The organism is Roseovarius sp., assembly GCF_048262375.1.
Taxonomy (GTDB): Bacteria; Pseudomonadota; Alphaproteobacteria; order Rhodobacterales; family Rhodobacteraceae; genus Roseovarius.
This window is the reverse complement of sequence record NZ_JBLXFE010000003.1, coordinates 186,159-203,264: the sequence shown is the minus strand read 5'-3', so window position 1 is coordinate 203,264 and position 17,106 is coordinate 186,159. Positions and strand designations below refer to the sequence as shown.

Here is a 17,106-nt window from a genome sequence, read left to right as displayed (position 1 = left end):
TATCGTTCAAGATCAGCCGACGACGTTGAAATCGGGGCCGTAGGGGTAGCCCGTTATATTCTCGTTGCCGTCCTCGGTGATGACCAGAATGTCATGTTCGCGATAGCCACCGGCACCGGGCTGATCATTGGCCAGCGTCAGCATCGGTTCCATCGAGATGACCATGCCGGGTTCCAGCACTGTGTCGATATCCTCGCGCAGTTCCAACCCTGCCTCGCGGCCATAATAATGGCTGAGAATGCCAAAGCTGTGGCCATAGCCAAAGGTGCGGTATTGCAACAATTGGCGTTCTTCAAAGAAGGTGTTGATCTTGTGCGTGACCTCGGCGCAGCTGACGCCGGGTTTCAGCAGCGACATGCCATATTCATGGGCGGCGACGTTGGCCTCCCAGATCTTCAGGCTGGCGTCATCCACTTCGCCCGCGAACATGGTGCGTTCCAGCGCCACATAATAGCCTGACACCATTGGGAAGGTGTTGAGTGACAGGATATCGCCGCGCTCGATTGCGCGGGCGGTCACGGGATTATGCGCGCCGTCGGTATTGATGCCGGACTGGAACCAGACCCAGCTATCGCGGTATTCGGCGTCGGGGAAGCGTTTGGCGATCTCGGCCTCCATCGCATCGCGGCCCGCCATGGCTACGTCAATCTCGCGGGTGCCGATCTTGACCGCGTCACGGATGGCATAGCCGCCCACATCAGCCACCTGCGCGCAGGAGCGGATGAGGGTGATTTCTGCCACCGATTTGCGCATGCGCTGGCGCATGGTGGCGGGGGCAATGTCGATCATCGCGGCGGGCTTGAGGAAATTCTCCAGCTTGTCGCGCTGCATCAGCGTGAGGTGATCGCCCTCATAGCCCACCACGCGCCCCGCGCCCGTGACCGACAGAATCGCGCGCCAGAAATTGTCGCGCTGCCAGTCGGTATAGGTGATGTTGTCGCAAAAGCACCGGCGCCACGGTTGACCGGCGTCGATACCCGCCGAAATCGTCACGCAATCGGTGTCGGTGACAACAAGGGCGTAGGGGCGGCCAAACGAGCAATAGAGAAAGCCCGAGTAATAGGCGATGTTATGCATCGACGTGAGGACAACGGCGGTGGTGCCGTTTTCGGCCATGATGGCGCGTAGCCCGGCAAGCCGGGCCTCATACTCGGATACGGCAAAGGGCAGCGGGGCCTTTTCGCCATTGTGGAAACGATAGAATTCAGGACGTGCAGTCATAGTGACCCTCCTTGCAAAAGAAGGTCCCGGCGTTCAGGACTGTGGGGAAAGGCCGAAAGGGGGCGACGCCATCGCCCGGGCCTGCGGTGGTTTTAGCGATTGGGCGCGGTCTGGCAAGCGGGTTTGCGACAGGGATAGAGGGATTGCGGCATGGGGACGAAAATCGGTGCGCGAAATCTGATCACGGATGTGGCGGGGCTGCGGGTGGGCAATGCGCAGGATATGCACCTGCGCTCGGGCGTGACGGTGCTGGTGGGCGATGTGCCATTCACGGCAGGCGTGCATGTGATGGGCGGCGCGCCCGGCACGCGGGAGACCGATTTGCTCGCCCCGGACCGGGTGGTAGAGCAGGTGGATGCGCTGGTTCTCTCAGGGGGATCGGCCTTTGGTCTTGATGCCGCATCGGGGGTGGCGGATGGGCTGCGCGACAGGGGGCGTGGGTTTGCCGTAGGCGATGTGCGGGTGCCAATCGTGCCGGGGGCGATTCTGTTTGACCTTTTGAACGGCGGGAACAAGGACTGGCGCGAGAACCCGTATAAAGGGCTGGGCCGGGCGGCGTTGGCGGCGGCGTCTGAGGATTTTGAGATCGGCAGCGCGGGGGCCGGGACGGGGGCGACTACGGTCAATCTGCGCGGCGGGCTTGGATCGGCCTCGGCTGTGTTGCCGGGGGGCGTCACCGTGGGTGCGTTGGTGGCGGTCAATGCGCTGGGGTCGGCCACGGTGGGGGACGGGCCAGAGTTTTGGGCTGCGCCGTTCGAGATGGGGGCGGAGTTTGGCGGGCGCGGTGTGGCGCGGGACTATGCTGATCCGGCGCTGGTCCGCACCAAGATGGCGCAGCATGGCAATACCACCATCGGGATCATCGCCACTGACGCCACGCTCACTCAGGCGCAATGCACCCGGCTGGCCACGGCGGCGCATGATGGCTTTGCGCGCGGGCTGGTGCCATCGCATACCTTGATGGACGGGGACCTGATCTTTGCCGCCGCGACCGGCGCGCGGCCTGCGCCGGATTTGAGCGCACAGGTGATGCTGGGTCATGCGGCGGCCTGCGTCATGGCGCGGGCGATTGCGCGGGCGGTGCATGCGGCGCAATCGCGTGCGGGTGATACGCTGCCCGCGTGGCAGGACAGATTCGGCTGAGGCGGAATCCCCCTTGCAGACTCAGGGAGAGGGGCGTATATGCCCCTCAACAGCGGCGCTTTCGGGTCCACTCGAATGCACCACCGGAGAGTGTAACGGGCCGCGCGCCCGTTTTTTTGTGCTTGGAAAAGATGACGAACGACCTGATTGCAAAAGCAGCGATTGATCGCCGGATGGCCGAGATCATCACCCCCGTCATCGAGGACTTGGGGTATGAGCTGGTGCGCGTGCGTTTGATGGGCGGGCAATACCATACCTTGCAGATCATGGCGGACAAGCCCGAGGGTGGCATCGAGGTAGATGACTGCGCCCTGATCAGCACGGCGGTGAGCGCGGTGCTGGATGTCGAGGACCCGTTGGTCGAAGCCTATACGCTGGAAGTGTCGAGCCCCGGCATCGACCGGCCTCTGACGCGGCTCAAGGACTTTGAGATGTTCGAGGGCTATGAGGCCAAGATCGAGACCACCGAGCTGATCGACGGGCGCCGCCGCTTTAAGGGTGTGCTGGCGGGCGTTGAGGGCACAGAGGTGCTGATCAATGTCGAAGAAGGCACGATTGGACTGGAATTCGACTGGCTGTCTGACGCCAAGCTGGTGCTGACCGATGAGTTGATCAAGGAAATGCTGCGTCAACGCAAGGCGGCGGGCGTGATCAACGAAGAGCAATTTGACGAGATCGAAACCGAGAGCGGTTCTGAGGAGGACTGAGACCATGGCAATCACATCCGCCAACCAGCTGGAGCTGTTGCAGACCGCAGAGGCGGTCGCGCGCGAAAAGATGATCGACCCGGCGCTGGTTGTCGAGGCGATGGAAGAGAGCCTCGCCCGCGCCGCCAAGAGCCGCTACGGCAGCGAGATGGATATTCGCGTCAATATCGACCGCAAGACGGGCCGCGCCAAGTTTACCCGCGTCCGCACCGTGGTCGAGGATGACGCGGTGGAAAACTATCAGGCCGAAATGACAGTCGAGCAGGCCAAGCCGTATCTGGACGATCCGAAGGTCGGCGACACCTATGTCGAAGAAGTGCCGCCCGTGGAAATGGGCCGGATCGCCGCGCAGAGCGCCAAGCAGGTCATTCTGCAAAAGGTGCGTGAGGCCGAGCGGGATCGGCAGTTCGAAGAATTCAAGGACCGCGTGGGCACAATCATCAACGGTGTGGTCAAGCGCGAGGAATATGGCAACGTCATCGTCGATGTGGGCCGGGGCGAAGCGATCCTGCGCCGCAACGAAAAGATCGGTCGCGAAGCCTATCGCCCCAACGACCGCGTGCGTTGCTACATCAAGGATGTGCGCCGCGAGCAGCGCGGGCCGCAGATTTTCCTGAGCCGCACCGATCCGCAGTTCATGGCGGAGCTGTTCAAGATGGAAGTGCCCGAGATTTACGACGGCATCATCGAGATCAAGGCCGTGGCGCGCGATCCGGGCAGCCGGGCCAAGATTGCCGTGATCAGCTATGATAGTTCGATTGATCCGGTCGGTGCCTGCGTGGGTATGCGTGGCAGCCGGGTTCAGGCGGTGGTTAACGAATTGCAGGGTGAGAAGATCGACATCATTCCGTGGAATGAGGATCAGGCGACCTTCCTTGTTAACGCGCTTCAGCCTGCTGAGGTCAGCAAGGTGGTGATTGACGAGGATGCGCAGCGAATCGAGGTCGTGGTTCCCGAAGAGCAGTTGAGCCTTGCCATCGGCCGTCGCGGTCAGAACGTGCGTCTGGCCAGCCAGTTGACCGGGCTTGATATCGACATCATGACCGAGGCCGAGGATAGCGAGCGCCGTCAGAAGGAATTCGAAGAGCGCACCAAGCTGTTTGTCGATACGCTCGATCTGGACGAATTCTTTGCGCAGTTGCTGGTTTCCGAAGGGTTCACCAATCTCGAAGAGGTGGCTTATGTCGATGTGGACGAACTGTTGGTGATCGACGGTGTGGATGAGGATACCGCCCAAGAGCTGCAGGCGCGTGCCCGTGATGTGATCGAAGCGCAGGCCAAGGCAGCGCTGGACAAGGCGCGGGAACTGGGGGTCGAGGACAGTCTGATCGCCTTTGAGGGTCTGACGCCGCAAATGGTGCTGGCGCTGGCCGAGGACGATGTGAAATCGCTTGAAGATTTCGCCACCTGCGCCGATTGGGAACTGGCTGGCGGCTGGACCACGGTCAAGGGCGAGCGGGTCAAGGACGAGGGTATTCTGGAGAAATTTGACGTCTCGTTGGAAGAGGCGCAGAATATGGTGATGACCGCTCGCGTCATGCTGGGCTGGGTCGATCCGACGGAACTCGAGCCCGAAGTGGACGAGAGCGACATCGACGGCGATGACGAGGAGGCCGAGGCCTGATCGTTCAGGCCTCGAGTGCACATCATGGGGCGCGGTGGTGAACCCAAAGACCGGAGCGACGGTCCAGAGCGGAAATGCATCGCCACGGGCGAAGTGCAACCGAAATATGGGCTTATCCGCTTTGTGATCGGCCCTGAGGGCCAGATTGCCCCGGATCTGGCCGAGAAACTGCCGGGCCGCGGCATCTGGGTTGCGGCGGATCGGGCAGCCCTGGAAAAGGCGGTGAGCAAGGGGCTATTCTCTCGTGCCGCCAAGCAGCCCGTGCAGGTGCCTGAGGGTCTGGTTGATCTGGTCGAGGCCCTCTTGGTGCGGCGGGTGATCGACCTCATCAGCCTTGCCCGCAAGGGCGGGCGCGCGGTGTCGGGCTATGAAAAGGTCAAGGACATGCTCATGCGCGAGGATGCGCGTGTTCTCATTCAGGCCAGTGATGGCTCTGAGCGCGGAAAATCAAAGCTGAGCACGCCTTATGGCGGCTCATTCATAGGGTGGCTGACGGCGGATGAGCTGGGCCAGGCCTTTGGTCGACAAACCACAATCCACGCGGCACTGGGCGCTGGAGGTTTGTTGCAACGTGTTGTAGAGGAGGCGGCAAGACTGAAAGGTCTGCGCGTCTCGGACGGCGAGACAGCGCGCCGGAAAGGAAAGTAGAAGACTATGAGCGACAACGACGGAAAGAAACCTTTGGGTGTACGTGGCGCAGGTTCCCGGCCGGGGAACGTGAAGCAGAGCTTTAGCCATGGCCGCACCAAGAACGTCGTGGTGGAAACCAAGCGCAAGCGTGTCGTCGTGCCCAAGCCCGCAGCGGGTGCAGGTGGGGCCGCAGGTGCAGGTGGTGCGTCTTCGGGAATTACCAGCGCGTCCAAGCGTCCCGCCGGGATTTCTGATGCAGAGCTTGAGCGCCGGATGAAGGCGCTCGCCGCAGCCAGAGCGCGCGAGGCCGATGACGCCGCCCAGCGTGAGGCCGATGAAAAGGCCCGCGAGGAAGAGCGCATGCGCCGCCGCGAAGAGGCCGAGGCCAAGGAACGCGAGGCACGCGAGGCCGAAGAAAAGGCCCGTGCCAAAGCCGAAGAAGAAGAACGCGAGAAGCGCGCGGTCGAGCAAGCCGCCCTCAAGGCTGCTGCCTCGGCGGCAGAGCCGGATGCGGTCCCCGCAGCGGCACCTTCTCGGGCGCCCGTCGCCAAGGCGGTTCCCGTTGCACGCAAGCGCGAGGAAGATGACCAGCAGTCCCGCCGGGGCAAGGCGCGTGGCTCGGACGATGCGCGCCGGTCCGGCAAACTGACCCTCAATCAGGCGCTCTCGGGTGGTGAGGGTGGCCGCCAGAAATCCATGGCCGCAATGAAGCGCAAGCAAGAGCGCGCGCGGCAAAAGGCGATGGGCGGCATGCAAGAGCGCGAGAAGATCGTGCGTGATGTGCAACTGCCCGAGACCATTGTCGTGTCAGAGCTGGCCAATCGTATGGCCGAGCGCGTCGGCGATGTGGTCAAGGCGCTGATGCAAAGCGGCATGATGGTCACGCAGAACCAGTCGATTGATGCGGATACGGCGGAACTGATCATCGAGGAATTCGGGCACCGTGTGGTGCGCGTCAGCGATTCGGATGTTGAGGACGTGATCGACCAGATCGATGACACGCCCGAGAACCTGATCCCGCGTTCGCCGGTCATCACCATCATGGGGCACGTCGACCACGGCAAAACCTCGCTGTTGGATGCGATCCGCCATGCCAAGGTTGTCGCGGGCGAGGCCGGGGGCATCACGCAGCATATCGGCGCCTATCAGGTCAAGACCGACAGTGGTGCGCTGTTGACGTTCCTCGACACGCCGGGTCACGCCGCCTTTACCAGCATGCGGGCCCGTGGCGCACAGGTGACGGATATCGTGGTTCTGGTTGTGGCGGCGGATGATGCGGTGATGCCGCAGACCATCGAGGCGATCAATCACGCCAAGGCTGCCAAGGTGCCGATGATCGTGGCGATCAACAAGATCGACAAATACGAGGCCAACCCGGACAAGGTGCGGACCGATCTCTTGCAGCATGAGGTGATCGTCGAAAAGATGTCTGGCGATGTGCAGGATGTCGAAGTGTCGGCTGTCACAGGGCAGGGTCTGGACGAGCTGTTGGAGGCCATCGCGCTTCAGGCTGAAATCCTTGAACTCAAGGCCAACCCGAATCGCGCGGCTGAAGGTGCCGTGATCGAGGCGCAGCTTGACGTGGGTCGGGGTCCGGTTGCGACCGTGCTGATCAAGAAGGGCACGTTGCGTCAGGGCGATATCTTTGTTGTGGGCGAGCAATACGGTAAGGTGCGTGCACTGATCAATGACCGGGGCGAGCGGATCAAGGAAGCTGGCCCATCGGTGCCGGTCGAGGTTCTGGGCCTGAATGGCACGCCAGAGGCCGGTGATGTGCTCAACGTCGTCGAGACCGAGGCGCAGGCGCGTGAAATCGCGGAATATCGCGCGAATGCCTCGAAGGAAAAGCGCGCCGCAGTCGGTGCGGGCACCACGCTGGAGCAGCTTTTGGCCAAGGCCAAAGAAGACGAGAACGTCAAGGAAATGCCGATCGTCGTCAAGGCGGACGTGCAGGGCTCTGCCGAGGCCATCGTGCAGGCGATGGAAAAGATCGGCAACGACGAGGTGCGCGTGCGCGTGCTGCATTCGGGTGTGGGCGCCATCACCGAATCCGATATCGGTCTGGCCGAGGCCTCTGGTGCGCCGGTGTTCGGGTTTAACGTGCGGGCCAATGCGCCCGCGCGCAACAGCGCCAACCAGAAGGGTGTGGAGATCCGGTATTATTCGGTGATCTATGATCTGGTCGATGATGTGAAAGCAGCCGCAAGCGGTCTCTTGGGCAATGAAATTCGCGAGAAGTTCATTGGCTACGCCAAGATCAAGGAAGTCTTTAAGGTTACGGGTGTGGGCCGCGTTGCGGGCTGTCTGGTAACCGAAGGCGTGGCACGCCGCTCTGCCGGGGTGCGCCTGTTGCGCGACGATGTGGTGGTGCATGAAGGCACGCTCAAGACGCTCAAGCGGTTCAAGGACGAGGTCAACGAGGTGCAGTCGGGTCAGGAATGCGGTATGGCATTCGAGAACTACGACGATATTCGCCCCAATGATGTGATCGAGATCTTTGAGCGCGAAGAAGTTGTGCGCACACTGGCATAAGCCGGGCGTTCAGATGAGTAACAGAAAAAGGGCAGCCCGCTGGGTTGCCCTTTTTCTTGTCCGGTGTCGTGTGCTGATTGTGCCGTATCAGGCGGCGCGAGATATCGGGCGACCGGAATAGAGACGATCCCCCACGCGCACCTGCATCAGACCATTGCTGAGAAGCTGGACAAATATTCCCTGAATCCAGACACAGGACCCAAGTTGAACAGTGCGTAGCATGTCATTATCCCCCCAGAGTATGACAGACCTTTAAAGGTTGCCTAATTATTGCCACAATTGGGAAAAAGGAAACTAAGATTTCCTAATAGTGAACAATTATTTTGCGACAGCGCGGAAAACCTTGGGAATTATCTTGAGTTTTGTCCCAGAGCCGTACCCGCAGGCCGCCATTCGCAGAGCGAATCGGCTCAGAGCCAATCGCGAAGGATGGGAATCAGCGGAATATCGGCCGGGGGCATTGGGTAGGACCGCAGATCCGCCGCGCGCACCCATTTGAGCGCCTGTCCTTCGCGCCCCTGCACGATCCCCTCCCACTTGCGGCAGGCAAAGAGCGGCATGAGCAGATGAAAATCGGGATAGGAGTGGCTGGCAAAGGTCAGCGGCGCGAGACAACTGGCCCAAGTGTTGATGCCAAGTTCCTCTTCAAGTTCACGGATCAGCGCCACTTCGGGGGTCTCGCCCGGCTCGACCTTGCCGCCGGGAAATTCCCAGAGACCGGCCAAGGATTTGCCTTCCGGTCTCTGGGTTAAAAGGATGCGGCCGTCCACGTCGATGAGGGCGACCGCCGAGACCAATACGGTTTTCAAGACCGATAATCCGCGTTGATGTCGATATAGCCATGGGTCAGGTCACAGGTCCAGACGCGGGCGGTGCCGCCGCCAAGGCCCAGATCGACGTGAATGACGATATCTTGCTGTTTCATATAGGCGGCGGCGGTGGCCTCGTCATAGCTTGGGCTTACGAAACCGTCGCGCGCGACCTGCATGTCGCCAAACCAGATCGCCAAGAGATCGCGGTCAGCGCGCGCGCCAGATTTACCGATCGCCATGACAACACGGCCCCAATTTGGGTCTTCGCCCGCGATGGCGGTCTTGATCAGCGGCGAATTGGCGATTGCCTTGGCGTGGGTATGCGCCTCTGCGTCCGAGGCGGCACCGGTGACAGAGATTTCGACAAATTTTGTCGCCCCCTCGCCATCGCGCACCACCTGATGCGCCAGATCAAGCATGACCCGGCGCAGGCCCTCCATAAAGCCCATGCTGTTTTCGGTCACGCGGATGCCAGAGGCCCCGGTCGCGGCCACAAGCAGCGTGTCAGAGGTTGAGGTATCGCTGTCAACGGTGATGCAGTTAAAGGTCGTGCGATTGAGGGCGCTGACCATGTCCTGCAAGATGGCCTGATCAACCGCGGCATCGGTAAAGATATAGACCAGCATCGTGGCCATGTCGGGGGCAATCATCCCCGATCCCTTGGCAATGCCCGCGATATGCACCGCCTGCCCGTCGATCATCACCACCTCTGATGCCCCTTTGGGAAAGGTGTCGGTGGTCATGATGGCGCGGGCTGCGGTTTCTATCGCGTGGGGCGACAGGGAAGCGGCCAGATCGTCCAGCTTGTCGATGATGCGCTCGTGCGGCAGCGGTTCACCGATCACCCCGGTCGATGAGGAAAAGACACGGGTCGCCGGAATGTCCAGCGTCCTGGCCGCGGCCGCGGTGACGGCCTGTACCGATTCCGCGCCACGCCGCCCGGTAAAGGCATTGGCATTGCCCGAGTTGACCACGATGGCAGCACCGGAGACCGGATCGCCGCCGATCTTGTCCTGACAATCCAGCACGGCGGCCGAACGGGTGGCCGAGCGGGTGAAGGCCCCCGCCATGGCGGTGCCGGGTGCAAGCTTGACCAAGAGCAGGTCTGTGCGGTTCTTGTAGCGCACGCCGGCCTCGGTGGTGGCAAAGCTGACGCCGCCGATCACCGGCAGTTTGGGAAAGCCCGCCGGGGCAAGCGGGGAAAGTGGTGGTTTGGCACCCATGGCTCAGTTCTCCAGCAGGTCGGTTTGGTTGATCAGCGCCGGATCAAGGGTGCTGGTGTCGGTTCGGGTTACGTCGGTCGCATCCTCAAGCCCGATGATAAAGTCGTCAAACGCCCGTTGGCGCAGGCCGACCAACAGGTCTTCGCGAACAGCGTCGAGGGTGGGGCGTTCCTTGATGCGGGTCTCGTTGAGCTTGATCACATGCCAGCCGAACTGTGTCTGAACCGGGGCCGAGATCGCCCCCACTTCAAGTCCAGCCACCGCAACAAAGAATTCCGGCACCATGACGCCCTCGCCGAACCAGCCCAGATCGCCGCCCGAGGGGCCAGACGGGCCGGTGGAATGCTCTTGGGCGAGCGCCGCGAAATTCGCGCCGCCCTCCAGTTCGGTCACCAGTTTCTGCGCTTCTTCTTCGGTTTCGACAAGGATATGCGCGGCCTTGTATTCGGTTTCGGCCTCTACTCCGGCATATTCCGCGTCATAAGCTGTCTGCAGGCGTTCATCGCTGATGTTGGCGTTGACCACGGTCTCGGCTACATCGGCGGCCAATACGGCACGACGCTCGTTTTCCAGCCGCAGGGTGGCGGCAAGAGACATCTCGCCGTCATGCGCCTGCTTGAGCAGCTCTTGCTGGATAAGCTGGTTCAGAACGCCGCTGAACAGCACCTCGGGGGCGACCTGATCATATTGTTTTGGCAGGGCCGCGCGCAGCACGAGCATGTGCCCCAAGGTGATATCTGTGCCGCCGACGGTGGCCATCACCATATCGGCACTGGGGGTGTCCTGTGCCAGAACAGGGGTGCACAGCGTCAGACCGGTGACGAGCGCGGCAGTCGAGAGCAGGGGGCGGAGCATAGAATCATCCTTTGGCGTGGCGCGCGGCGCGGGGTGCGCTGGAGCGCGACGTTGACACTCAACCGGCTGGCCCTTACATCGCCTTAAGACCAAGGCAGAACCGCCGTCTTGCGCCCGTTTTAGGGCGGTGCGACAAGAGGGGCAAGCGGTTGCCTGTCACGGATAGTCAAAACACCGGAACGGATAGAATATGTTGGGTATTGGAACGGTCGTCAAAAAGATCTTCGGCACCCCGAATGACCGCAAGATCAAGGCGACACGGCCGTTGATCGCAAAGATCAACGCGCTGGAACCCGAGTTTCAGGCGCTGAGCGATCAGGCGCTGATCGAAAAGACCGCAGAATTCCGCAGTCGGATCGCCGGGGGCGAAACCCTTGATGCGATCCTGCCGGAAGCATTTGCAAATTGTCGTGAAGGTGCGCGCCGTGCTTTGGGGCTTCGGGCGTTCGATGTTCAGCTCAAGGGCGGGATATTCCTGCATCAGGGTAACATTGCCGAGATGAAGACCGGCGAGGGTAAGACGCTGGTGGCAACTTTTCCGGCCTATCTGAATGCGCTGTCGGGCAAGGGCGTGCATATCGTCACGGTCAATGATTACCTCGCTCGCCGCGATGCCGAGTGGATGGGCAAGGTGTTTGCCGCATTGGGCATGACCACCGGGGTGGTTTATCCGCAACAGCCCGAGGCCGAGAAAAAGGCGGCCTATGCCGCCGATGTGACCTATGCCACCAACAACGAGCTGGGATTCGACTATCTGCGCGACAACATGAAATCCTCTCTCGAGGATATGAACCAGCGCGGGCATAATTTTGCCGTGGTCGACGAGGTGGACAGCATTCTGATCGACGAGGCGCGCACGCCGCTGATTATCTCTGGTCCCAGTCAGGACCGCAGTGGTCTCTATCAGGCGATCAATGTGTTGATTCCGGAATTGCAGGACGATCACTACAAGCTGGATGAAAAGACCCGCAACGTCACCTTTACCGAAGAAGGTAACGAGTTTCTCGAACAGTTGCTCAGCGCGCGCGGTGTGCTGCCCGAGGGACAATCGCTCTATGATCCCGAGAGCACGACCATTGTGCACCATGTCAATCAGGCGCTGCGGGCGCACAAGCTGTTTACCAAGGATAAGGACTATATCGTGCGCGGCGGCGATGTGGTGCTGATTGACGAGTTTACCGGGCGGATGATGGCCGGACGGCGTCTGTCGGACGGGCTGCATCAGGCGATCGAGGCCAAGGAAGGCTGTAATATTCAACCCGAGAACGTGACGCTGGCACAGGTGACGTTCCAGAATTATTTCCGCCTGTATGAGCGGCTGTCGGGCATGACCGGCACCGCGCTGACCGAAGCCGAGGAATTTGGCGAGATTTATGGTCTGGGTGTGGTTGAGGTTCCGACCAATCGCCCGATTGCGAGAATCGACAAAGACGATGCCGTGTACCGCACCGCGCGCGAAAAGTATGAGGCCATTGTCGAGGCCATTCGCAAAGCGAGCGAAAAGGGTCAGCCGACGCTGGTCGGCACCACGTCGATCGAAAAGTCCGAAAGCCTGAGCAAGCTGCTGACCGAGGCAGGGATTGCGCATAACGTGCTTAACGCGCGCCAGCATGAGAAAGAGGCGCAGATCGTCGCCGACGCGGGTAAGCTGGGGGCGGTGACAATCGCCACCAACATGGCTGGCCGCGGCACCGACATCAAACTGGGCGGCAACGTCGATTTTAAGATCATGGAGGCGATTGCCGCCGATCCAGAGGCCGACCCCGAAGAGATCCGCAAGCGGATCGAATCCGAGCATGCCGCCGATGAAGAGGCGGTCAAGGCCGCTGGCGGGCTCTTTGTTCTGGCGACCGAGCGGCACGAAAGCCGACGGATCGACAATCAGCTGCGCGGTCGCTCTGGCCGTCAGGGCGATCCGGGAAAATCGGCGTTCTTCCTCAGTCTTGAGGATGATCTGATGCGGATTTTCGGCTCGGAGCGCTTGGAAAAGGTGCTGGCGACTCTGGGTATGAAAGAAGGCGAGGCGATCATTCACCCTTGGGTGAACAAGTCGCTGGAGCGGGCACAGGCCAAGGTCGAAGGGCGCAACTTTGACATCCGCAAGCAGCTCTTGAAGTTCGACGATGTGATGAACGAACAGCGCAAGGTGATCTTTAAGCAACGTCTGGACATCATGAAGGCCGAGGATTTGAGTGAGATCATCAAGGATATGCGCGGCGAGGTGATCGACGATCTGGTTGATCAATACATGCCGCCCAAGACCTATGCCGATCAGTGGGATACCCAAGGGCTCTATGCGGCGGTGATCGAGAAGCTGAATCTCGACCTGCCGGTGATCGACTGGGCCGCAGAAGAGGGCGTGGATGACGAAGATATCGTCGCGCGGCTGGAAAAGGCCGCTGACGAGATGATGGCAGCCAAGGCGGCGCAGTTTGGCCCCGAGAGCATGCGGATGATCGAAAAGCAGGTACTGCTTCAGACCATCGACGGCAAATGGCGCGAGCATCTGCTGACATTGGAGCATCTGCGCAGCGTTGTCGGATTCCGAGGCTATGCGCAGCGCGATCCGCTGAATGAATACAAGAACGAGGCGTTCCAGTTGTTCGAGAACATGCTCGACAGTCTGCGGATGGATGTGACGCAGAAGCTGGCGCAGATCCGACCTATGACCGAGGCCGAACAGCAGCAGTTGATGCAGGAAATGGCGGCACAGCGCGCGGCGATGATGGCGGCGGCGGATACCAGCGAACCAGCAGAGGTCAGCGAAAACGCCGCGCCCGGTTTCGATGAGAATGACCCCACGACATGGGGCAATCCCGGTCGCAACGATATCTGCCCCTGTGGATCGGGCAAGAAATTCAAGCATTGTCACGGGCGGCTGGCCTAGTTCACCCGCCCGATTGACACCTAGCCCCTGCCATACCGGGGCCATTTTTCGATACTAGCCTTTCCCGTGACAATTGACGTGTCAGGGAGAGTGCCATGTCCAAGTATCGACGTTATATCACCGCAGGCGGAACGCTCGTCTGTGCGCTGGGGATCGGTTACTTTATGCAGATGGTCGCGTCGGCATCTGTGCAAAACGCAAGTGTTGCATCGCCCGTCCCCGTCATGGAATCACCTGTTGAGATCACCCAGATCGAGCTGACCTCGGCCCAGGTGGTGCCGCCGATGACCGTGCCAGAGCCTGCTGCCCTGCCCGCTGTGCCGGTGACACTGGCGGTTGCCGAAGATCCGCGGCAGAGCGCGCCCCTGCCCAAGGAAGAGGCGGCGCCAAGCTTTGCCTGCGACTATACCATGCAGGCGCGCCCTCTGGCCGCCGCGATGGTAGAGGTGACGCTGAGCGCGCCCTGTCAGGTGAACGCGCGCTATACGCTGCATCATAACGGGATGATGTTTACCGCCGTGACAGATGATCAGGGTCAAAGCACGCTGAAGGTGCCCGCCTTGGCGCAGGCGGCTGTATTTATCGCCTCGTTCGATAATGCCGAGGGGGCGATTGCCACTGCATCGGTGGATACGCTGGTGCTCTATGATCGCTATGTCGTGCAGTGGCGCGGCGGCGAGGCGTTGCATGTGCATGCGCTGGAGTATGACGCGGATTTTGGCGAGGCAGGCCATGTCTGGGCGCAGGCCAGTCATGATATGACCCGCGCCGCCACCGGCGAGGGTGGGTTCCTGACCCAGTTGGGTGAGCGTGACATGGATCAGGCGCTGCGCGCAGAGGTCTATACTTTTCCGAGCGGCACAGCGACGCGCCGGGGGGCAGTGCACGTGCAGGTCGAAGCCGAGGTGACCGCTGCGAATTGCGGCCGCGATCTGGAGGCGCAATCCATTGCCACAGGCGAGACCGGGCTTGACGTGCAGGATATTGTGCTGGCGATGCCTGATTGTGAGGGGGTCGGCGACTTTCTTGTGTTGAAAAACCTGTTCAATGACCTGAAGATCGCCGCCAACTGAGGCGGAGTCTTTCGGAGAGCGGATGATGGCATTACTGCGTGCGGCGATCCTCGCCGCACTTTCATTTCTGATGGTCCCGGGCCTTGCTCTGGCGCAGGATGTCATGCTGCGCTCGCATGATGGCTCGGTCGAGATTTCCGGTAATCTGCTGGGGTTCGACGGGGAATTCTACCGCGTTGACACGATTTACGGTGAACTGACGGTTGATGGCTCTGGGGTGGGGTGCGAGGGGCCTGGCTGTCCCGATCTGGAGCATTATGTCGCGCGGCTGGTGTTTTCCGGTGCGCCCACGATTGGCCGGGTGTTGATGCCCGCGTTGATTGAGGCCTTTGCCATTCGCGGCGACTATGGCGTGACGCGTGAGGAACTGAGCCCGCAAGAGGTGCGTTATGCGCTGCATCAGGGCGCGGAGGCGGTGCTGATCGGCGAGTTCATCTTTCGCATGACCAATACCGACGAGGGGTTTGCAGACCTCCTGGCCGATGAGGCCGATGTCGCCATGACCCTGCGCGAGGCGCGACAGGATGAGATAACGCGCGCGCGTGAGGCGGGTTTGGGTAATCTCGCGGCCCAAGGGCAGGTGCGGGTGCTGGCGCTTGATGCGTTGATTCCGGTGGTGGCCCCGAGCAACCCGGTGCAGGGCATCAGCCTGCGTCAGTTGGCGCAGGTGCTGGCAGGCGAGATCACGAACTGGACCGATCTGGGCGGGCCGGATGCGCCGATTGACGTGCATCTCTGGGATGCCTCTACCGGGATCGGACAGGCCAGCGTGGATCAGGTGCTGCGGCCCGAAGGCAAAGAGCCGCTGGCGCAGGTGGTGCGGCACGCCAATGGCATGGCCTTTGCCGAGGTTGTGGCGCGCGATCCCTTTGCCCTTGGCCTGACGACGCGGTCCGAACAGGGCAATACATGGGAGTTGGCGCTGACAGGCGAATGTGGATTTGCCCTCAGCGCCACCCGCCGCGCGGTCAAGACCGAGGATTATCCGCTGACCGCGCCGCTGTTCATTTACCTGCCCGCGCGGCGGCTGCCCAAGCTGGCGCGTGAATTTCTCAGCTATCTGCGGGACCCGTCCGCGCAACTGGTAATCCGGCGCGCCGGGTTCGTGGACCAGACCCCCGAAGAGATTGAGATCAATGCCCAAGGCGACCGGTTTGCCAATGCGATTGCGCAGGCGGGCGCGGAATTGGGGCTGGAAGAGTTGCAGCGTATGGTGCGGGTGCTGGGACCGCTCAAGCGGTTGACCACCACCTTTCGGTTCGAGGCAGGATCGGTGCGGCTCGATGCGCAATCGCGATCCAACGCCGAGCAATTGGCGCGGGCAATGGAACTGGGGCATTACGATGCGCGGCGGCTGATGTTTGTCGGCTTTTCCGATGGCGATGGTCCGGCGGGCACCAATCGTGACATCGCCTTGCGCCGGGCCGAGACCGTGCAGCGCGCCGTGATGCGCGCCGCCGAGACCGCCAATCTGGACCGGATCGGGCTTGAGACTGACGCCTTTGGCGAGGCGATGCCGATGGCCTGCGACGACACCGCCTGGGGGCGGCAGGTGAACCGGCGCGTTGAGGTCTGGGTGCGCTGAACCCGCTCATAGATAACCCGCGGCGCGAAAACTGACCTCGGATGATTTGCCGATAACGATGTGGTCGTGCAGGGTCAGGCCAAGTGCTTCTGCGGCGGTCTGGATCTGTCGTGTCATGTCGATATCGGCGCTTGACGGGGTCGGATCGCCCGAGGGGTGATTGTGCACCAGAATAAGCGCGCTGGCATTCAGGGCGAGGGCGCGTTTGACCACTTCACGCGGATAGACGGGCACATGATCGACGGTGCCGCGCGCCTGTTCTTCGTCAGCGATGAGGATGTTCTTGCGATCAAGGTAGAAGACGCGGAACTGTTCGATTTCGGCATGCGCCATGGTGGTGTGGCAATAGTCGAGCAGGACATCCCAAGAGGATATTACCTGACGCCGCAGCACGCGTGCGCGGGCCAGACGATGCGCCGCCGCCTCGACGATCTTGAGTTCGGTCGCCACCGCCTCGCCCATGCCGGGCAGGGCGATTAGCCGTTCCAGCGGCGCAGAGATGACACCGTTGAAATCCCCGAATTGCAGGAGAAGGGCATGCGCCAGCGGTTTGACATCGCGGCGCGGGATCGCACGAAAGAGCACGAGTTCCAAAAGTTCGTAATCGGGCATTGCCGCCGCGCCGCCGTCCCGAAAACGGGTGCGCAGCCGGGTGCGGTGATCGCGGATATAAGAGGGTTGTTGTGCAGGCGTCGCCGCCTCTGCCGCGTCGCAGTCAAAGAGGGGCAGGGGCATATCGGAAAAGGCGCGGGCTTTGCTCATGCGCAGAGTTTGGCGCAGGAGCGTTAGCAAGTGGTTAATCCCGGCCTTTTCG

General features: G+C 61.4%; 14 protein-coding genes. 8 read left to right on the top strand and 6 right to left on the bottom strand.

All coding sequences use genetic code 11. The features are described 5' to 3' along the window. Positions 1-12: 12 nt before the first annotated feature. Positions 13-1,221: an aminopeptidase P family protein gene (locus ACN0SW_RS05185; protein ID WP_417726845.1), complete on the bottom strand. Its 1,209-nt coding sequence runs from the start codon at positions 1,219-1,221 to the stop codon at positions 13-15. A 150-nt stretch (positions 1,222-1,371) separates the two neighbouring features. On the opposite strand from ACN0SW_RS05185, the gene ACN0SW_RS05180 reads away from it, so the two are divergent. From ACN0SW_RS05180 to infB, 5 genes are all read left to right on the top strand, one after another. Beyond that, positions 1,372-2,364 (top strand): P1 family peptidase, encoded by a 993-nt coding sequence (locus ACN0SW_RS05180; protein WP_417726844.1) that lies wholly within the window; start codon positions 1,372-1,374, stop codon positions 2,362-2,364. Positions 2,365-2,495: 131 nt separating this feature from the next. Continuing rightward, the gene (gene rimP / locus ACN0SW_RS05175) at positions 2,496-3,071 is read left to right on the top strand and encodes a ribosome maturation factor RimP (RefSeq protein WP_417726843.1); all 576 of its coding nucleotides are present in this window, start codon (positions 2,496-2,498) and stop codon (positions 3,069-3,071) included. Positions 3,072-3,075: 4 nt separating this feature from the next. Beyond that, positions 3,076-4,695, top strand: a complete 1,620-nt coding sequence (nusA, locus tag ACN0SW_RS05170; protein WP_417726842.1) for a transcription termination factor NusA — start codon at positions 3,076-3,078, stop codon at positions 4,693-4,695. A gap of 24 nt (positions 4,696-4,719) precedes the next feature. After that, positions 4,720-5,343: an RNA-binding protein gene (locus ACN0SW_RS05165; RefSeq protein ID WP_417726841.1), complete on the top strand. Its 624-nt coding sequence runs from the start codon at positions 4,720-4,722 to the stop codon at positions 5,341-5,343. 6 nt (positions 5,344-5,349) lie between these two features. Continuing rightward, complete coding sequence (gene infB / locus ACN0SW_RS05160; protein ID WP_417726840.1) at positions 5,350-7,857, top strand: translation initiation factor IF-2; 2,508 nt, start codon at positions 5,350-5,352, stop codon at positions 7,855-7,857. Positions 7,858-7,944: 87 nt separating this feature from the next. Here infB and ACN0SW_RS05155 read toward each other — a convergent pair whose 3' ends face one another. The 4 genes from ACN0SW_RS05155 to ACN0SW_RS05140 form a co-directional block, all read right to left on the bottom strand. Then, positions 7,945-8,079, bottom strand: coding sequence for a hypothetical protein (locus tag ACN0SW_RS05155; protein WP_417726839.1), 135 nt, complete (start codon positions 8,077-8,079; stop codon positions 7,945-7,947). A gap of 188 nt (positions 8,080-8,267) precedes the next feature. Beyond that, positions 8,268-8,666 (bottom strand): 8-oxo-dGTP diphosphatase MutT, encoded by a 399-nt coding sequence (gene mutT / locus ACN0SW_RS05150; protein WP_417726838.1) that lies wholly within the window; start codon positions 8,664-8,666, stop codon positions 8,268-8,270. Beyond that, positions 8,663-9,892, bottom strand: a complete 1,230-nt coding sequence (gene argJ, locus ACN0SW_RS05145; RefSeq protein WP_417726837.1) for a bifunctional glutamate N-acetyltransferase/amino-acid acetyltransferase ArgJ — start codon at positions 9,890-9,892, stop codon at positions 8,663-8,665. The genes mutT and argJ overlap by 4 nt, the downstream gene beginning before the upstream one ends. 3 nt (positions 9,893-9,895) lie before the next feature. Further along, entirely contained in the window at positions 9,896-10,747 is an 852-nt protein-coding gene (locus tag ACN0SW_RS05140; protein WP_417726836.1) for a foldase protein PrsA, read from the bottom strand. Between the two features lie 190 nt (positions 10,748-10,937). On the opposite strand from ACN0SW_RS05140, the gene secA reads away from it, so the two are divergent. The 3 genes from secA to ACN0SW_RS05125 all read left to right on the top strand — a co-directional run bounded on the left by secA (position 10,938) and on the right by ACN0SW_RS05125 (position 16,292). Then, positions 10,938-13,634 carry a preprotein translocase subunit SecA gene (secA, locus tag ACN0SW_RS05135; RefSeq protein ID WP_417726835.1) on the top strand — a complete coding sequence of 899 codons (2,697 nt, stop codon included), beginning with the start codon at positions 10,938-10,940 and terminating at the stop codon, positions 13,632-13,634. Between the two features lie 95 nt (positions 13,635-13,729). After that, positions 13,730-14,707 carry a hypothetical protein gene (locus ACN0SW_RS05130; protein ID WP_417726834.1) on the top strand — a complete coding sequence of 326 codons (978 nt, stop codon included), beginning with the start codon at positions 13,730-13,732 and terminating at the stop codon, positions 14,705-14,707. Positions 14,708-14,732: 25 nt separating this feature from the next. Beyond that, entirely contained in the window at positions 14,733-16,292 is a 1,560-nt protein-coding gene (locus tag ACN0SW_RS05125; RefSeq protein ID WP_417726922.1) for a substrate-binding domain-containing protein, read from the top strand. Positions 16,293-16,298: 6 nt separating this feature from the next. Here ACN0SW_RS05125 and radC read toward each other — a convergent pair whose 3' ends face one another. Continuing rightward, positions 16,299-17,054 (bottom strand): RadC family protein, encoded by a 756-nt coding sequence (gene radC / locus ACN0SW_RS05120; RefSeq protein WP_417726833.1) that lies wholly within the window; start codon positions 17,052-17,054, stop codon positions 16,299-16,301. Positions 17,055-17,106: the final 52 nt, after the last annotated feature.